This is a genomic window from Paraburkholderia sp. J11-2 (assembly GCF_905220185.1).
Lineage (GTDB): Bacteria > Pseudomonadota > Gammaproteobacteria > Burkholderiales > Burkholderiaceae > Paraburkholderia.
This window is the reverse complement of sequence record NZ_CAJMYY010000004.1, coordinates 320,292-336,722: the sequence shown is the minus strand read 5'-3', so window position 1 is coordinate 336,722 and position 16,431 is coordinate 320,292. Positions and strand designations below refer to the sequence as shown.

17 protein-coding genes and 1 tRNA gene are annotated in these 16,431 nt (G+C 62.4%); 13 read left to right on the top strand and 5 right to left on the bottom strand.

The genetic code is table 11. The annotated features are described in order from the left end of the window. The first annotated feature begins 159 nt into the window (after positions 1-159). From U5A57_RS08075 to dnaG, 4 genes are all read left to right on the top strand, one after another. Complete coding sequence (locus U5A57_RS08075) at positions 160-1,080, top strand: universal stress protein (protein WP_321909688.1); 921 nt, start codon at positions 160-162, stop codon at positions 1,078-1,080. 143 nt (positions 1,081-1,223) lie between these two features. Next, positions 1,224-1,436 (top strand): 30S ribosomal protein S21, encoded by a 213-nt coding sequence (gene rpsU, locus U5A57_RS08070; protein WP_013434742.1) that lies wholly within the window; start codon positions 1,224-1,226, stop codon positions 1,434-1,436. A 225-nt stretch (positions 1,437-1,661) separates the two neighbouring features. Continuing rightward, positions 1,662-2,108, top strand: coding sequence for a GatB/YqeY domain-containing protein (locus tag U5A57_RS08065; protein WP_321909686.1), 447 nt, complete (start codon positions 1,662-1,664; stop codon positions 2,106-2,108). A gap of 111 nt (positions 2,109-2,219) precedes the next feature. Then, the gene (dnaG, locus tag U5A57_RS08060; protein WP_321909684.1) at positions 2,220-4,094 is read left to right on the top strand and encodes a DNA primase; all 1,875 of its coding nucleotides are present in this window, start codon (positions 2,220-2,222) and stop codon (positions 4,092-4,094) included. A 21-nt stretch (positions 4,095-4,115) separates the two neighbouring features. Here dnaG and U5A57_RS08055 read toward each other — a convergent pair whose 3' ends face one another. After that, entirely contained in the window at positions 4,116-4,355 is a 240-nt protein-coding gene (locus U5A57_RS08055) for a hypothetical protein (protein ID WP_321909865.1), read from the bottom strand. On the opposite strand from U5A57_RS08055, the gene rpoD reads away from it, so the two are divergent. Continuing rightward, on the top strand, positions 4,237-6,645 hold the full coding sequence (gene rpoD, locus U5A57_RS08050; RefSeq protein WP_321909683.1) for an RNA polymerase sigma factor RpoD: 2,409 nt from the start codon (positions 4,237-4,239) through the stop codon (positions 6,643-6,645). The two genes, U5A57_RS08055 and rpoD, sit on opposite strands and share 119 nt — an antisense overlap. A gap of 166 nt (positions 6,646-6,811) precedes the next feature. Beyond that, positions 6,812-6,899: transfer RNA gene (locus U5A57_RS08045), tRNA-Ile, on the top strand. 112 nt (positions 6,900-7,011) lie between these two features. Here U5A57_RS08045 and U5A57_RS08040 read toward each other — a convergent pair. Further along, positions 7,012-7,248, bottom strand: coding sequence for a helix-turn-helix domain-containing protein (locus U5A57_RS08040; RefSeq protein WP_321909856.1), 237 nt, complete (start codon positions 7,246-7,248; stop codon positions 7,012-7,014). 444 nt (positions 7,249-7,692) lie between these two features. Between U5A57_RS08040 and U5A57_RS08035 the strand changes: the two genes are divergently transcribed. Then, positions 7,693-7,983 (top strand): hypothetical protein, encoded by a 291-nt coding sequence (locus U5A57_RS08035; protein WP_415773415.1) that lies wholly within the window; start codon positions 7,693-7,695, stop codon positions 7,981-7,983. Positions 7,984-8,029: 46 nt separating this feature from the next. Here U5A57_RS08035 and U5A57_RS08030 read toward each other — a convergent pair whose 3' ends face one another. Beyond that, entirely contained in the window at positions 8,030-8,644 is a 615-nt protein-coding gene (locus U5A57_RS08030; protein WP_321909681.1) for a helix-turn-helix domain-containing protein, read from the bottom strand. A 118-nt stretch (positions 8,645-8,762) separates the two neighbouring features. Between U5A57_RS08030 and U5A57_RS08025 the strand changes: the two genes are divergently transcribed. Further along, entirely contained in the window at positions 8,763-9,227 is a 465-nt protein-coding gene (locus tag U5A57_RS08025; protein ID WP_321909680.1) for a nuclear transport factor 2 family protein, read from the top strand. Positions 9,228-9,279: 52 nt separating this feature from the next. Here the strand turns inward: U5A57_RS08025 and U5A57_RS08020 are convergent, their stop codons facing one another. Continuing rightward, positions 9,280-9,930 carry an ureidoglycolate lyase gene (locus U5A57_RS08020; protein ID WP_321909678.1) on the bottom strand — a complete coding sequence of 217 codons (651 nt, stop codon included), beginning with the start codon at positions 9,928-9,930 and terminating at the stop codon, positions 9,280-9,282. Positions 9,931-10,323: 393 nt separating this feature from the next. On the opposite strand from U5A57_RS08020, the gene U5A57_RS08015 reads away from it, so the two are divergent. From U5A57_RS08015 to U5A57_RS07995, 5 genes are all read left to right on the top strand, one after another. Beyond that, complete coding sequence (locus U5A57_RS08015) at positions 10,324-11,481, top strand: CoA transferase (RefSeq protein WP_321909677.1); 1,158 nt, start codon at positions 10,324-10,326, stop codon at positions 11,479-11,481. 119 nt (positions 11,482-11,600) lie between these two features. Continuing rightward, on the top strand, positions 11,601-12,902 hold the full coding sequence (locus U5A57_RS08010; RefSeq protein WP_321909676.1) for a citrate:proton symporter: 1,302 nt from the start codon (positions 11,601-11,603) through the stop codon (positions 12,900-12,902). Between the two features lie 35 nt (positions 12,903-12,937). Then, positions 12,938-14,104 carry an acyl-CoA dehydrogenase family protein gene (locus U5A57_RS08005; protein WP_321909674.1) on the top strand — a complete coding sequence of 389 codons (1,167 nt, stop codon included), beginning with the start codon at positions 12,938-12,940 and terminating at the stop codon, positions 14,102-14,104. A 47-nt stretch (positions 14,105-14,151) separates the two neighbouring features. Continuing rightward, a complete protein-coding gene (locus U5A57_RS08000; RefSeq protein WP_321909673.1) occupies positions 14,152-14,904 on the top strand; it encodes an IclR family transcriptional regulator in 753 nt (250 codons plus the stop codon). 127 nt (positions 14,905-15,031) lie between these two features. Further along, positions 15,032-15,772 carry an SDR family oxidoreductase gene (locus U5A57_RS07995; protein WP_321909671.1) on the top strand — a complete coding sequence of 247 codons (741 nt, stop codon included), beginning with the start codon at positions 15,032-15,034 and terminating at the stop codon, positions 15,770-15,772. A gap of 36 nt (positions 15,773-15,808) precedes the next feature. Here U5A57_RS07995 and U5A57_RS07990 read toward each other — a convergent pair whose 3' ends face one another. Further along, entirely contained in the window at positions 15,809-16,378 is a 570-nt protein-coding gene (locus U5A57_RS07990) for a TetR/AcrR family transcriptional regulator (protein WP_321909670.1), read from the bottom strand. Between the last annotated feature and the right edge of the window lie 53 nt (positions 16,379-16,431).

The following is a 16,431-nucleotide window of genomic DNA, read 5'->3' as shown; positions in this document are numbered from 1 at the left end:
CGACACGCACTGCCGAATCTCTCGCGGTTGACCCGAGTCATGGTTGCCTGGGCGCCCGAGGTTCACGCTTGAATACCTGACCATGAGGAAAAGGTACGAAACGTGAATCGAGAGGAACAGCAGCACATTGAGGCAGTGCGCGGGCCACTGCGGCGAATCATGATCGCGGTGGACGATTCGAAGGCATCGACGCAGGCGCTGCGTTTTGCGTCGCGAGTGGTGCCACGCGACGCCCACGTGCGGATCGTGTGCGCGGCCGAACAGCCGCGCGCGTGGAATGCGGGCGGCGCTTACACCGCGGGCGACGCGTGGATGACGGACGCGCTCAGTGTCGCGCGCGACGAATATCTCCACGCGGCCGAGCGCACGCTCGAGCAGGCGATGGCGGCGTTCAACGGGCAAGTGGCCCTGGTCGAAGGGCAGGTGGTCGGTCTTTCTGCCGAGGCAGGCGCCGTCGTGCCGGCGCTAGCCGATGCGGCGCGTGACTGGCAGGCCGAGATGCTGATCGTCGGCACGCGGCACCAGGGGCGCATGAAGCGCTGGATCGACGGCTCGGTTTCGGGCGCGCTCGCGGTTTGCGCGCCCTGTCCGCTGCTGGTCGTGCCCGTGGAGTACGACGAAACGCGCGCTCACGCGCCGCTTGCCCGCATCCTGCTGGCGACGGACGGCAGTCCGGCCTCGGCGCAGGCGATCAACGCGGCGGTGCGGCTGGCCGAACCGCAAACCACGTTGCGCGCGGTTTATGTCGTGGACCGCAGCAGTGTGGCTGGCGACCCGGTGCCGGGATCGGTGCTCGAAGACGCGCTCACCGACCTTGGCCGCAAGGCGCTGGCCGGCGCGCACGAGCCACTCGAAGCGTCAGGCAGTGCCTATGAAACCGCGCTCGTGGCCACCGCTCGCCTGCGCGACGACATCGCCCACACTGTGTTGCGCGACGCGCAGGACTGGCAGGCCGATCTCGTCGCACTCGGCACGCAGGGCCGGCGGGGCGTCGCTCGCTGGCTGCTCGGCAGCGTGGCGCAGCGTGCCATCGAGATCACGCATGTGCCGCTGCTGCTCGTCGGGCCGGGCGCTGCCTGATGCCGCGCAGCCCCGCCAGGGAAGGCTCCGGGCGCGGTCGACCCCCTCGCATGGGATTGGGGTTTCCCCCCAAGCAGGCGCACGATGCGCAAACCCGGAACTGCTATACTCAATCCTCTTTACCCCCGATCCGTTATTGGAAAATGACGACCATCCGCGTAAAAGAAAACGAACCCTTTGAAGTTGCCATGCGCCGCTTCAAGCGCACGATCGAGAAGAACGGTCTGTTGACCGAACTTCGCGCGCGCGAGTTCTACGAGAAGCCTACGGCTGAACGCAAGCGCAAGAAGGCGGCGGCGGTGAAGCGCCACTTCAAGCGTCTGCGCAGCCAGATGTTGCCGAAGAAGCTGTACTGATTCTGGCGTCGCCGTGGCGCGTGGCCGCGCAGTTCCAGCGTGGACTTCGCGTGAGCTTCGCGGCGACGTGGACAGCCGGCCCGCGGCCTTGGGTGACTTAGCGCAACGCGGCCGCCGCTGCCCTCTGGTGTGGTCGCAACCATGTCGAATTTGCGCCAACCCGCCTGGAAGCGTTTCCAGGCGGGTTTTTGCATTCCAGCAACCCCAACGTATTTCAGGTGAGTGATGAGTCTCAAAGACCAGATTAACGACGACATGAAAGCCGCGATGCGCGCGCGCGAAAGCGAACGCCTTGCCACGATTCGTCTGCTGCTCGCCGCTATCAAGCAACGTGAAGTCGACGATCGCGTGACGCTCGACGACGCCGGCATCACGGCGGTCATCGACAAGATGATCAAGCAGCGCAAGGACTCGATCAGCCAGTTCGAGGCCGCGGGCCGCACCGATCTCGTCGAGAAGGAAGCCGCCGAGCTGACCGTCCTGGCCGCCTACATGCCCGCGCAGCTCTCGGATGCCGAGATCGCCGCCGAAGTGCAGGCCGCCGTCGCCCAGGTGGGCGCAGCCGGGCCGCAGGACATGGGCAAGGTGATGGGCGTGCTCAAGCCGAAGCTCGCCGGGCGCGCCGACATGACGGCCGTTTCCGGGCTCGTCAAAGCCGCGCTCTCGAAGTAAGCGCAACCGGTTCGCACGCGGCGCCGGCCCGGCCCAGGGGCGACGCCGCGAGGCCCGTACGTGATGTATTCGGGCCGCGCGAGCCCTGGTTGCCCAAGCGCGTTCGCTTCGATGATTCCGCATTCGTTCCTGCAAGACCTGCTGAACCGCGTCGATATCGTCGACGTGGTGGGTCGCTACGTGCAGCTCAAGAAGGGCGGCGCGAACTTCATGGGCTTGTGTCCGTTCCACAACGAGAAAAGCCCTTCGTTCACAGTTAGTCCAACCAAACAGTTCTATCACTGCTTCGGCTGCGGGGCGCACGGTACCGCCATCGGCTTCCTCATGGAGCACGCGGGCCTGACGTTCCCCGAGGCCGTCGAACAACTCGCCCAGTCGGTCGGCCTGACCGTGCCGCAAGAGCCTTCGCCCCTGCGCGGCGGCGGGGCTGGTGCGGCCGGCGGCTATGCGCCGGCTGTCTCGAAGGCCGTGTCCACCGCGCTTTCCGATGTCATGCAGACCGCGTGCGACTACTACCGCAAGCAGCTGCGCAGCGCGACCAACGCCATTCAGTACCTCAAGAAGCGCGGCCTCACGGGCGAAATCGCCGCGCGTTTTGGCCTCGGCTACGCGCCGGATGGATGGCAGAACCTCGAATCTGCGTTTACCAACTATCGCGACGACGCGCTCGTGGAGTCAGGCCTCGTCATCGTCAGCGAAAAGCAGGACGCGCAAGGCCAGTCGCGCCGGTACGACCGCTTCCGCGACCGTGTGATGTTCCCGATCCGCAACGTGAAGGGGCAGGTCATAGGATTTGGCGGCCGCGTGCTGGATGGCGGCGAGCCCAAGTATTTGAATTCCCCGGAAACGCCGCTATTTAACAAGGGCAGCGAGCTGTACGGGTTGTTCGAGGCGCGCCTCGCGATCCGGGAACAGCGCTATGTTCTGGTGGTGGAGGGGTACATGGACGTCGTCGCGCTTGCGCAGCTGGGTTTCCAGAACGCCGTGGCGACGCTCGGCACCGCGTGCACGCCGATCCACGTGCAGAAGCTCATGCGGCAGACCGACACGGTGATCTTCAGCTTCGACGGCGACTCGGCGGGCCGCCGCGCCGCGCGGCGCGCGCTCGACGCGTGCCTGCCGCACGCGGCCGACAACCGCACGATCCGCTTCCTGTTCCTGCCGCAGGAGCACGACCCGGACAGCTACGTGCGCGAATTCGGCGCCGAGGCGTTCTCGGAGCAGGTCGAGCGGGCCATGCCGCTGTCCCAGTTCATGCTCAACGAGGTGCTGGCGGACAAGGAACTGGACCAGCCGGAAGGGCGTGCCCGGGCGCTGTTCGATGCGAAACCGCTGTTGCAGGCGCTGCCGGCGAATGCCCTGCGGGCGCAGATCATGCACATGTTCGCGGACCGCCTGGACGTGCCGTTCGAGGAAGTGGCCGCGCTGTGCGAAGTCGACGCGCGCATCGCCCAGGCGGCGCGCCAGGCGCCGGCACGCAAGGACCGGCACCTTGTGACCGGTATCGAGCGCAAGGCGCTGCGCAACCTCGTGATGCACCCGCGTATCGCGTCGCAGCTCGACGAAGAGGCCGAAAAGGCGCTGATTGGACTGACGCGCCACGGCGAGTTGTTCGAGGAAGTGACCACTCACGCGCGGGCACTGGGCGACGCGGCGGAATTTCAGCTGCTGTCGGACCTGCTGAGAAATGGGGCCAATGCTCCAACCTTCGAGGAGATTTTTCGCGAAATTCTGGACTATGATGAAAACGTTCGGGATTTGCTGATGAAAAATCCGGAAGATGGCGCTGCGCTAGAGGAGCGCCGCGAGCAGGAGCGGCTCGTGAGCGAAGAATTGACGGCGGCAATCCTGAAGATGCGGTACGACGCCTGTTGCGAGCGGCTGGACGCGCTTTCGCGGCAGTCGCGACATACGCCTGAGGAACTTGCCGAATTGATGTCACTGAATCAGACGCGGGCTGACATGAAGCGTCAGCTCGGTTTGTAAGGGAAGGACCGCACAGGGGGATTATTGCCCTGCGTGGTAAAATAACAGGTTTTCAGCGGTTTGTTTTTGTTTTTTCCGGGCGGACATAATGGGTTGGGGTAACCCATGAATGTTCAGTTTTCCAGCAAGGGGCGGAATGGCAATGGCAAAGACTACAGGCGGAAAAAAGGCAACCGGCAAGGGCTCGACGGAGCCGACCAGCAAGGTCACAGAGGCCGCAGTTGCCAGTTCTTCCGCCCGGTCGTCGGGCAGTGAGTCCACCAACCGTTCTGAACCGGCTACCCGGAAGAGGTCGATGACTGTTTCGGCTGCGCGAGCAGCGCCTGCACGTGCGGCGAAAGCCGTTACGCAGCCGGCAACGAAGCGGTCCGGTTCGAGAAGTGCAAGGGAAGTGCCTGCCGTCGAGGACGATGCGGCAGAGCGCGAGGCTCAAGCATCCACGGTTCACGAGGCTGTTGTCCAGCAGCCGCGAGTCGAGACACTAGCCGGTACGGCGAACTCCATGACGAAAAAGCTGAATGAAGTACCCGTCGATGACGACGCAAACCAGAGCGAAGACAGCACCCCCGCCGCGGGCAAGGTCGAAAAGACCACCCGTGCGCGCGACCGGCGAGCGAAGGAGAAGGCGCTGCTGAAAGACGCGTTCGCGTCGTCGCAGCCCGGCACCGTCGAGGAGCTCGAGGAGCGCCGCACGAAGCTGCGTGCGCTCATCAAGCTCGGCAAGGAGCGCGGCTTCCTCACCTATGCGGAAATCAACGATCACCTTCCGGACAACTTCACGGAAACCGAGGCGATCGAAGGCATCATCAGCACGTTCAACGACATGGGCGTGGCTGTCTATGAGCAGGCCCCCGACGCGGAAACGCTGCTGCTCAACGACAACGCGCCGAACGCTTCATCGGACGACGAAGTGGAAGAGGAGGCAGAAGTCGCGCTCTCCACCGTCGACTCCGAATTTGGCCGCACGACCGACCCGGTGCGTATGTACATGCGCGAAATGGGCACGGTCGAGCTCCTCACGCGCGAAGGCGAAATCGAAATCGCCAAGCGCATTGAAGACGGCCTCAAGCACATGGTCATGGCGATCTCCGCTTGTCCGACCACGATTGCCGACATCCTCGCCATGGCCGAGCGCGTGGCGAACGACGAGATTCGCGTGGACGAACTCGTCGACGGCCTGATCGATCCCAACGCCGAAGACACCGACGGCTTCAACGCCAAGGAAGCGGAAGAGATCGAGAACGAGGACGAAGAGGAAGAAGCCGAAGAGGAAGAAGAAGAGGAGGAGGAAGAGGACGACGGCGCGGCGCAGGCGACGGCCAACGCGGCGCAGCTCGAAGCCCTCAAGCGTGCCTCGCTCGAAAAATTCGCCCTCATCAGCGAATGGTTCGACAAGATGCGCCGCGCGTTCGAGAAGGAGGGCTACAAGTCGAAGTCCTATCTCAAGGCGCAGGAAACCATCCAGAACGAGCTGATGTCGATCCGCTTCACGGCGCGTACCGTCGAGCGTCTGTGCGACACGCTGCGCGCGCAGGTGGACGAAGTGCGCCAGGTCGAACGCCAGATTCTTCACACGGTCGTGGACAAGTGCGGCATGCCGCGCTCGGAGTTCATCGCGCGATTCCCGGGCAACGAAACCGACCTCGAGTGGTCGGAGAAGATCGTTGGCGAGAGCCATGCGTATAGCGGCATTCTCTCGCGCAACATTCCGGCCATTCGCGAACAGCAGCAGCGCCTGCTCGATCTGCAGGCGCGCGTGGTGCTGCCGCTCAAGGACCTGAAGGAAACCAACCGTCAGATGGCGGCCGGCGAACTCAAGGCGCGCCAGGCGAAGCGCGAGATGACCGAGGCCAACCTGCGTCTCGTGATCTCGATCGCGAAGAAGTACACGAACCGCGGCCTGCAGTTCCTCGACCTGATCCAGGAAGGCAACATCGGCCTGATGAAGGCGGTGGACAAGTTCGAATATCGCCGCGGCTACAAGTTCTCGACTTACGCGACGTGGTGGATCCGTCAGGCCATCACGCGCTCGATTGCGGACCAGGCGCGCACGATCCGCATTCCGGTTCACATGATCGAGACGATCAACAAGATGAACCGTATTTCGCGGCAGATCCTGCAGGAGACCGGTCTCGAGCCGGATCCGGCAACGCTCGCCGAGAAGATGGAAATGCCGGAGGACAAGATCCGCAAGATCATGAAGATCGCGAAGGAGCCGATCTCCATGGAAACGCCGATCGGCGACGACGACGATTCGCATCTGGGCGACTTCATCGAGGACAACAACACGGTGGCGCCGGCCGATGCCGCGCTGCATGCCTCGATGCGCGATGTGGTGAAGGACGTGCTCGACTCGCTCACGCCGCGCGAAGCGAAGGTGCTGCGCATGCGCTTCGGTATCGAGATGAGTACCGATCACACGCTCGAAGAAGTGGGCAAGCAGTTCGACGTGACGCGCGAGCGGATTCGCCAGATCGAAGCGAAGGCGCTGCGCAAGCTGCGCCACCCGAGCCGCTCGGACAAGCTCAAGTCGTTCCTTGAAGGAAATTGAGCTTGATTAGCGTTTAATGCACGGAAGTCGCGTGCACGATGGCCAGGTCGGCCCGCTTTCGTGTAGTATGTCGGCCTGTCATCGAAAAGCCCGGCCTTTGGGTAGACCGGGCTTTTTTGTTGACGCATTGCCGTTCTTTTGTTCTCGCTACGCTTCGTAGCTTCGTGGGCCGGACGCCGTGTTGGTTGCAGGCAGCGGACTCATAATCCGCCTCCGAAAGGACGTCGTGGGTTCGAACCCCACCCGGCCCACCATTTCTCTTCTCTCGCCGGATCCTGGGCGTTCTGCCTTCCGTTCGATCAGAGATCGATAGGCATGCCTATCAATTTCGGTCAATTCTCGTCGCAACTACCTCAGCAGCCGCAATCACTCGCTGCTCGGCGCCATAGATTGCTGTGGCGACTCACCGAACAATCTCCGAAACATCGCGGTAAAAGCACCAAGCGTGCTGTATCCAGGATCGAGCGCAACGTGCGTGGCCACCCTGCCCAAAGCAAGCCAGGTCATCGCCTCGGCTGCACGCATATGCTGGCGCCAGTGTCCAAAGCTCATACTCGTTTCCTCCTTGAAATGCCGCGCAAGCATTCTGCCGCTGATACCGATCTCGCCCGCAAACGCTCACCGAGATCTACGGTATCCCGATGACGACACTTCCTCATCCGCACGGCGGCGCCGCGTCCATTGGCTTCCCGTTGTAGCCGGAGAAAAAGCGCGCTCGAGGTGGAAGATCGGCGCCACCTCGCTCGCGCGATGTGCGGTACGACGATTGCTGTCCCGGCTTACCGCTGCTCGAAGGCTTCGACAGAAGCGCGGGAAGAGGCCGGGGGGAACATCATGTCGGTCCGTACGAAACTCGATCGCTGGCGCAACGTCGGGCGTTTCGTTGTGCGACCACTCGAGCTGGGTTGCGCGCAATGTTCGCGCGGCAGTGGGCCGACGCTAATGTGCGCGGAGTGGCAGGATAGGAGTTCCGGCGGTTCGGGAGCGCAGCGTGCGCTTTCGCGAATTGCCTCAGAATGGATCCCCTCTTTTCACGGGAGAGTGACGATGGCCAAGTCTCATTCCTTGATGGTCGCTGCGGTGACCGCCCTTTCCATCGCGCTTGTACCGGGAATAGCCGGTGCGCAAACGAGCGCGCCCGACGCTTCGAACCCCGCCAGCATGACGAAAGCGCAGCGCAAAGAAGCACGCAAGGAAGCTAGGGCACGAAAGAACGCGGAATTGAAGAAACTCGAACAGAACGGATACAACCCGGCCACAGCAAACGACGCGAATTACCCCAATGATATTCAGAATGCCGAAAGAAAGGCAGCGTCGCCTGGTGCCGCGAGTCACTAGCGGAATATCTGTATGGGCCTAAAGACGAAATCATCAGCTTAATACGTCACGCCTTCGTACGAGGGCCCGCCGTTACTGCGTCCCACGTGTGCTTGACGATACGCTGCACGTCGGCCTTGAAGGCCTTTTCGTCTTCTGCGCTATCGATGAGCAGTGCCGACTCGCAGATCATGCGGCCGATCATCCGCGCCGCGAGCGGCACGTTCTTCGCCGCAGCGCTGCCGCGCGCTGCCTGCGCCTGCAGCGCTGCGCTCAACAGACCGAACGTGCTCGCTTCCTCTATTTCGCGGCAGCGGTCCGAGCCCAGCACCGCGGTTGCCGTTTCGAGCACGAGGTGCCGGTAGGTCGACTCCGAGCACACATCGAGGAACGCAGCGATGCCCGCGCCGACCCGCTGCGACGCCTGCGCAGCGGCGGAGGCGGCGCGTACGCGCGCCGCGGCATCGGCCTGCAGCGCGACGACGAGCGCATCGAGCAGGTCGGTCTTCCCAGAAAAATGGTGATAGAAAGCGCCGCGCGTCACGCGGGCCTTTTGCGCGATTGCCTCGAGACTGATCTGCTGATAACCGTGCGACGTGAACAGTTCGCGCGCGGCATCAAGCAGCGCTTCGCGTGTTGCGTCCGCATATTCGGCACGACGGGTCTTGAATGTTTCTGCCATGAGACCAGGAAGGTTGACTTTTCACAGACGCATCGTAGTATACATACACGATGTATGTGAAAATCATCGTGTATGTAGTCACGTTTATGGTGCAGATCAACCCTCACGAGGTCAGTCCATGACGGATTCCAGCCACACCGAAGCGAAGTACGTTCCCCCCACGGACCTGCAGTTGCACGCGGCGCAAGACATCGTGCGCCGTTTCGCGCAACGCTGGCGGCGCCCAGTTGCGGAGGAGTTGCGCGACCTGATGCATCCGGACACGCAGAACCTGATTCCGCCAATGTCGGTCCCCGCTAATTGCGAAGGCGTGGTCGAGCATTTCCGGCAGGTCCTGCAACAGCTACCCGATCTCAAAGTCGAGGTGATCCGCTGGGCGCCGACCGGCGACGCGGTGCTGGTCGAATGGCGAGCGCATGCAAGCGTCGCGGGAGAGTCGCTCGAATGGCAGGGCGTTGATCGCTTCAACGTACGCGGTGACCGCATGTACCAGGCACAGGTGTATTGGGACACGCGTGGGGTCGCGCAGCAGATTGCCGACGCCGTACGGCGCGCGCAAGAGCGAGCCGCCGCGCAAGGATAGCGGCGGCCAGCAAGGGCGCTGATCTTACGGCGCTCAGAAGCGTCTATGGTCGCTAGCCACGCGTAATGGCCGCTTCGAGCAAACAACCAAATTCGGACGCGAATTCGACCGAGACGCGCGCATGGACAGCGCCTTGTTTGTCAAAGAATCGCTGCGACCCTTCCAGTGTGAACACGCCTTCATGCCAGATGTTGGGGTGAATATAGAGACCCTGCTGCCCGTCGAAACGGAAGCAGACGAACTTCTGTGGCGTGATATCGTCGCCGGGCAATGCCAGCGGAACGTAGAACGGGTGACGATCGAGCGGGAAAAACAGTTGGCCGCCGTCCGGGTGATAGTTCGCATGCCAAATTAACATGCGTTCCGGTGTAGCCGCGCTGTCTTCACGTGCGTCGCCTGGCTCCGTTGCGTATGCGAGAACGTAGTTGCCGCTTACCGCTTCGTTTCGACCGTAGAGAATGTCACCGCGCCATTCGCTGACGAACGTGCCCTCGGTCGTACCCGCTTCGTCACCGGTTCCCGGGTCGATCGGCCTTGATCCCACAGCGGGCCATTGCACGATTTCCACGTGGCATGTGTCCGGATCGTCCACCAGCTTGCCGTAGCCATGCAGCGTTGCCGGAGTCGCGTCGACCACGGGCATCGCCACGCGCCGCAGGCCCCGAGGAAGGGCGGGGTTGAGGTAGTCGATCGCTTTGCTCATACGAATCTCACTGGAAATCAAGGGCTGGGCCTGCGTTCAGAGCGCCATGGGCACGAAGCTTGGAGTGTCCCGGCGGCGGGGCGTTCGCAGGATTCAGCGCCCTTTCAACGCTTGACGCTGCCGGGACGTGTCACCTTGACAGGCGGAGTTGGCCGTCCAACACCAGGGACATTCCTGGGGTGGCTTTGGGGGATCCCGCTTGACCTCATGTATTCCTGTGTGTGAATATTCATTCACGCAGGTGAATTTATGGTGACGCACTCATGTCGAGCCGATACGGGACGACTTGAAGGCTCTCCAACATCAGATATCTGTTGGCGGTGCACTTTCCGGCCGCGTCGCCGTGGTGATTTTTGCGTTTTCGGTTCTTATCAGTCAGTACTACAGATCAAAATGAACAAACCATCAACTCCAATCGCTGGATCGCTGCACGGCTTGCGCGTCGTAGATCTGTCCCGTGTTCTCGGCGGCCCCTACTGCACGCAGATTCTTGCCGACCACGGCGCGGAAGTCATCAAGGTCGAGCCGCCTGGCGGCGACGAAACACGCGGCTGGGGGCCGCCGTTCGACGGCGAGACAGCTTCGTACTTCCAGGGCGTCAATCGCAACAAGCTGGGCGTCGTGCTGGATCTCACGCAGCCGGCGGAGCGCGAACGCTTGCTCGCGCTGCTCGAAACGGCTGACGTACTGGTGGAGAACTTCAAGGTCGGCACGCTCGAGCGATGGGGGCTCGGTTACGACACCGTGCTGGCCGCGCGCTTTCCGCGGCTCGTGCATTGCCGCGTGTCTGGCTTCGGCGCGGACGGCCCGCTCGGCGCCTTGCCCGGCTATGACGCGGCGATCCAGGCGATGACCGGTCTCATGAGCGTCAACGGGGAGGCAGGTGGCGCGCCGCTGCGCATCGGCGTGCCGATCGTCGATCTCGTGACGGGACTCAATGCGGCCCTTGGCGTTCTGATGGCGTTGCGCGAGCGCGAGGTAAGCGGGCGAGGCCAGTTCGTCGAGTCGACGCTGTTCGATTGCGCGCTCTCGATCCTCCACCCGCACACGCCCAACTACTTCTACTCGGGCAAGGAACCGCAGCGCACCGGTAACGCGCATCCGAACATCACGCCGTACGACATGTTCCATACCGGCAACGGCGACATCTTTCTCGCGGTCGGCAACAACACACAGTTCGCATCACTTTGCAGGCTGATCGATGCGCAACACCTCGCCGACGATCCGCGCTTTACCGACAATCGCTTGCGCAGCCAGCACCGCAACGACTTGCGCGCGGAACTCGAGCAATGTTTCGTCCGCTGGGATGGTCCACAGCTTGCTGACATGCTTGTGCGCCACGGCGTGCCATGTGCACCGGTACTCGGCGTGGGTGCGGCGCTCGCGCATCCCCACGTCGACCATCGCGCGATGAAGGTCGAGATGGGGTCCTACCGCGGGATCGCGTCGCCAATCAAGCTCGCCCGCACGCCGGCCACCTACCGAAGCGCGCCACCGGCGCTCGACGAACATGCGGCACAGGTTTTCGGCGACCCATCGCGCGAGCAATAGCCGTCACATCGACAAGCTATCCAATCGCACCACGACAGCGGCATACGAAACGCCGCGCAGGAGACAGCAATGACACCTGGCAACCAGGCAGGAAGCAGGGCGCACACGGGGACTCGATCATGCTCGCGCTAATCGGCACGCTCGCGATCATCGCTCTCTTCACGCTGATCATCACGAAGCGTCTTTCGCCGCTCGTCGCGCTGATCGCCGTGCCCATCGTCGCCGCGCTCGCTGCGGGATTCGGCCTTTCCACGGCGAAGTTCATCGTCCACGGGGTGCAGAACATCGGCCCGGTTGCGGGAATGTTCGTATTTGCGATACTTTTCTTCGGTATCCTTACTGATGCGGGAATGCTCGACCCGATTATCAATGGTGTATTGCGCGTGGTGGGTTGTCATCCGCCGCGAATTGTCATGGGCTCGGCACTGCTTGCACTGCTGATTCACCTCGATGGTTCGGGCGCGGTCACGTTCCTTGTCACGCTGCCCGCGATGATGCCGCTCTATACCCGCCTCGGGCTCGACCGTCGCATTCTCGCGTGCGTCGCCTCGATGGCGGCGGGCGTCAACTTTCTCCCTTGGGTTGGACCCATGCTGCGCGCTTCCGCGGCCCTGCATATTCCGGGCACCGTCATCTTCTATCCGATGATTCCCGTGCAGATTGTTGGCCTGGTTTTCGTGTTTGGCACGGCATACGTGCTCGGAAAGCGCGAGGAAAGACGCCTCGGTCTCACGCGCGAGCATGCGGCCAGCATTGCCGCCACTCCACGCGTGCTTACGCCTGAGGAACTGGCGCTGCGCCGGCCTCAGCGCTTCTGGATCAATCTCGTGCTGACGCTCGTCGTGCTCGTGACGCTAGTGTCGGGCATCGTCGATCCCATGGTCATGTTCATGATCGGCACTGTGCTGGCGCTCGTCATCAATTACCCCGATGTGAACCAGCAGCGCGAACGGGTCAACGCCCATGCGAAGGCCGCCCTGATGATGGCGAGCGTGCTGCTAGCTGCGGGTGCTTTCACCGGCATCATGACCGGAACCGGCATGCTCAATGCCATGGCTGAAGTGGTTGTGCGCCATGTGCCGGCCGATCACGCGCGCCATATGCCATTCGCGCTGGGACTCGTTTCCATGCCGCTCAGTTTGCTTTTCGATCCCGATTCGTTTTACTTCGGTATCCTGCCTGTATTGGCGAAAAGCGGGGAACTGCTAGGCGTGCCACCCGTGCAGATGGCACAGGCGGCGCTCCTCGGGCAGATGACGACCGGCTTCCCCGTTAGCCCGCTCACGCCGGCAACGTTCCTGATTGTTGGCCTGACGGGTGTGGAACTTGCCGAGCATCAGAAGTTCACGATTCCCTTCCTGTTTGCCGCCACGGTGCTGATGGTGTTCACCGCGGTGCTGGTCGGTGTGTTCCCGCTTTAATACCGCTTTTGTTTACGCCTTGAGAGGAAGTCCGTATGAATTTCAACCTCAATGAAGACCAGCAGTCGATCGTCGCTGCAATTGAAAAGATTTGCGAACGTTTCGACGACGGCTACTGGCTCGAACGCGACCGCGAAGGCGGCTTTCCGCACGATTTTCACCGGGCACTCGCCGATGCGGGCTGGCTTGGCATTGCGATGTCGCCGGACTACGGCGGTTCCGGGCTCGGCATGACCGAGGCGGCGCTGATGATGCGCACGATCAGTGCTTCCGGTGCGGGGCTCTCGGGCGCGTCGGCTGTGCATATGAACATCTTCGGACTCAATCCGGTGCAGGTGTTCGGCAGCGAGGCGCAGAAGCAGCGATTCCTGCCGCCGCTCATCGAGGGCCGCGACAAGGCTTGTTTCGCCGTGACCGAACCCGACGCCGGCCTCGACACGACGCACCTGAAAACCCAGGCCGTGCGCGACGGCGATCACTATGTGCTCACCGGCCGCAAGATCTGGATTTCGACGGCGCAGGTCGCGAACAAGATGCTCATCATCGCGCGCACGACGCCGCTGGACCAGGTGGCGAAGCCTACCGATGGCCTGAGTCTTTTCTATACCGACCTGGACCGCACGCGAGTCGAAGTCCGCGAGATCGAGAAGATGGGCCGCAAGGCCGTCGATTCGAACATGCTCTTCATCGACGGCCTGCGCGTGCCGATGGAAGAACGCATTGGGGAGGAGGGCAAGGGCTTTCACTATTTGCTGCATGGCCTGAATCCGGAGCGCATCCTGATCGCCTCGGAGGCGGTGGGGCTCGGCCAGGCGGCGCTGCGCCACGCAACGCAGTACGCGAAAGACCGTGTCGTGTTCGGACGTCCCATTGGGCAGAACCAGGCTATCCAGCATCCGCTCGCGCAGGCGTGGATGGCGCTCGAAGCCGCGAACCTGATGGTCATGAAAGCGGCCACGCTGTACGACGCGGGCGAGCCGTGCGGCGCCGAAGCCAACGCCGGAAAATACCTGGCTGCCGAAGCGGCGTTTCAGGCGTGCCAGACGGCCATTGCTACGCTGGGCGGCATGGGTTATGCGAAGGAATACCACGTCGAACGCTATCTGAGGGAGTGTATGATTCCAAGGCTCGCGCCCGTCAGCCCGCAAATGATCATGTGCTTCATTGCGGAAAAGGTGCTCGGGCTGCCGAAGTCTTACTGACCACCGCAAGGGGCGCGCGCGCCGCCTTGCGACCCACTGCCCGACCCATGGACGTCAAACTCGTTGCCCGCACGCTCGACCTGTTCGAACTCTTCGCCGCCGAACAAAGACCATTGGCGCTCGCCGAAATGGCGCGGCTGCTGGAGGTGCCCGCATCGAGTTGCCTCGCGCTTGCCCGCACGCTTGTGAGCCGCGGCTATCTGTACGAGGTGCGCAAGCGCGGCGGCTACTATCCCACGCGGCGTTTGCAACTGCTCGCCAACGCGATCAATGCCGTCGATCCTGTGGTCCAGATGTTGCACCCCCGCCTTGTCGAGTTGCGCGACGCAACAGGCGAAACCGTCGTGCTTGGCAAGATCCATGGCACGCAGGTCGTCTATCTCGACGTGGTCGAATCGGAGAAGGCAGTACGCTACGCATGCGCACCCGGCTCGCTGCGCCCGTTGCATGCGAACTCGATCGGCAAGGTGATTTGCGGCGAACTCGACGCGCCGGCGCGCGATGCGCTTTTCGCAAGGCTTCAGTTCGAGCGGTTCACCGGCGCGACTGTCACCGATCTCGCCACGTTCATCGATCAGGTCAACGCCGCGCATGAGCGCGGCTGGTATGCGAACATCGGAGAGAGTGCGCCTGAACTTTCGGCGGTTGCCGTTGCCCTCGATTTCGGCGGCGACCTGTACGGACTCTCGATTGGCGGCCCGACCGAACGGATTCGCGAGCAACTGAACGAGCACGTGGCAACCCTGACCACCGCAAAGCAGCATATTCTCTTGACCTGGCAAAAGAGCGAGACTGACTGAGCTTCGCTTTTCTACGCACCATCCTCAAAGAACGTTCACGCCGCTGAAGCCAAAACCCTGGTTGACAACACTCGATCGTTTAATTAACGTACGTTAACTAAACGATCGTTCGATAACAGGAGGCGGCATGCAGTCCGATAAAGTACAACCCAAAGTCGTGCTCGTGATTGGGGCAGGAGATGCCACCGGGGGAGCGATCGCGTCGCGATTCGCCCGCGAGGGTTACATCGCCTGTGTGAGCCGCCGCTCGGCAGACAAGCTGGAGCCGCTGGTTGCACGTATTCGCGAGGCCGGCGGTGAGGCCTACGGGTACGGCAGCGACGCGCGTAAGGAAGAGGATGTCATCGCATTGATCGAGCGCGTCGAAGCCGAGCACGGTCCGATCGAGGCCATGGTGTTCAACATTGGCGCAAACGTGCCTTGCAGCATTCTCGAAGAGACGGCGCGCAAGTACTTCAAGATCTGGGAGATGGCCTGTTTTAGCGCATTCCTGAACGGCCGCGAGGTAGCGAAGCGGATGGTTGCGCGAGGGCGCGGGACGATTCTCTTTACGGGCGCGACGGCAAGCGTTAGGGGCGCGGCAGATTTCGGCGCATTTGCGGGCGCCAAGCATGCGCTTCGGGCGCTAGCGCAAAGCATGGCCCGCGAACTGGGGCCGCGTAACGTTCACGTCGCCCACATTATTGTCGACGGCGCCATCGACACCGACTTTATTCGCACGAACTTCCCTGAGCGCTACGCCCTGAAGGAAAAGGACGGCATCCTGAATCCGGAACACATCGCCGAGAACTATTGGTATTTGCACCAGCAGCCCCGCGACGCCTGGACGTTCGAGCTGGATCTGCGCCCCTACATGGAGCGTTGGTAAGCGCGGACTGCCGAAAGCGCTGCCGAAATGCGAGGGCTACTTCAGGGTATCGATGTCGAGCGCTTCACCCAGCAGCCGCCGGCTGGACGCGAGGATGTCGCGCCTTGTGCGCTCGCTTTCCACGGTGCGCGCAAGCAGAAGGGCGCCGACACATTGCGCCATGACTGCCCAGGCGGTGTCCTTGTCGTCGAGGTGAGCACTCCAGCTTTTCTGGATTCGCTTGAGCGCCTTTTCGACTTCCGCGCGCGCGGTGGGCGTGCCTCGAGCGATTTCCGGGCCGATCGCGGGTAGCGCACAACCCGATTCAGGATGCAGAACGTGGTACGTGCTCAGGTAGCTTCTCAGGCGTTTGCCTAGATCCGCTTCGGGTGCGCTGTCGTCTACCGCTAGCAGATCGGCGCTGTTGGACGCCTCCTCGCCTACGAGGGCGTCGAAGAGCGCCTGCTTGGAAGGAAAATGATTGTAGAACGCGGCGCCTGTCAGCCCGATCGACGCCATCAGCGCATCGATGCCCGTGGAAGCAAAACCGCCTTCCTTCGCAATGGCGCGGCTGCTTTCGATAAGTTTGCGGCGCGTTTCCTCTTTGTGCGAGCTTGAATAGCGCATGGTCAAGGTCTAGTCAGGATATCGAATCAGAATAGCATAACCTTCGTTCAGTT

Coding starts and splice junctions, on each gene's coding strand:
- rpoD (WP_321909683.1), top strand. CDS start 4,237: ATGGCAAAGACTACAGGCGGAAAAAAGGCAACCGGCAAGGGCTCGACG.
- U5A57_RS08010 (WP_321909676.1), top strand. CDS start 11,601: ATGCTCGCGCTAATCGGCACGCTCGCGATCATCGCTCTCTTCACGCTG.
- U5A57_RS08065 (WP_321909686.1), top strand. CDS start 1,662: ATGAGTCTCAAAGACCAGATTAACGACGACATGAAAGCCGCGATGCGC.
- U5A57_RS08000 (WP_321909673.1), top strand. CDS start 14,152: ATGGACGTCAAACTCGTTGCCCGCACGCTCGACCTGTTCGAACTCTTC.
- U5A57_RS08020 (WP_321909678.1), bottom strand. CDS start 9,930: ATGAGCAAAGCGATCGACTACCTCAACCCCGCCCTTCCTCGGGGCCTG.
- U5A57_RS08030 (WP_321909681.1), bottom strand. CDS start 8,644: ATGGCAGAAACATTCAAGACCCGTCGTGCCGAATATGCGGACGCAACA.
- U5A57_RS07995 (WP_321909671.1), top strand. CDS start 15,032: ATGCAGTCCGATAAAGTACAACCCAAAGTCGTGCTCGTGATTGGGGCA.
- U5A57_RS07990 (WP_321909670.1), bottom strand. CDS start 16,378: ATGCGCTATTCAAGCTCGCACAAAGAGGAAACGCGCCGCAAACTTATC.
- U5A57_RS08015 (WP_321909677.1), top strand. CDS start 10,324: ATGAACAAACCATCAACTCCAATCGCTGGATCGCTGCACGGCTTGCGC.
- rpsU (WP_013434742.1), top strand. CDS start 1,224: ATGACGACCATCCGCGTAAAAGAAAACGAACCCTTTGAAGTTGCCATG.
- U5A57_RS08005 (WP_321909674.1), top strand. CDS start 12,938: ATGAATTTCAACCTCAATGAAGACCAGCAGTCGATCGTCGCTGCAATT.
- dnaG (WP_321909684.1), top strand. CDS start 2,220: ATGATTCCGCATTCGTTCCTGCAAGACCTGCTGAACCGCGTCGATATC.
- U5A57_RS08035 (WP_415773415.1), top strand. CDS start 7,693: ATGGCCAAGTCTCATTCCTTGATGGTCGCTGCGGTGACCGCCCTTTCC.
- U5A57_RS08025 (WP_321909680.1), top strand. CDS start 8,763: ATGACGGATTCCAGCCACACCGAAGCGAAGTACGTTCCCCCCACGGAC.
- U5A57_RS08075 (WP_321909688.1), top strand. CDS start 160: ATGATCGCGGTGGACGATTCGAAGGCATCGACGCAGGCGCTGCGTTTT.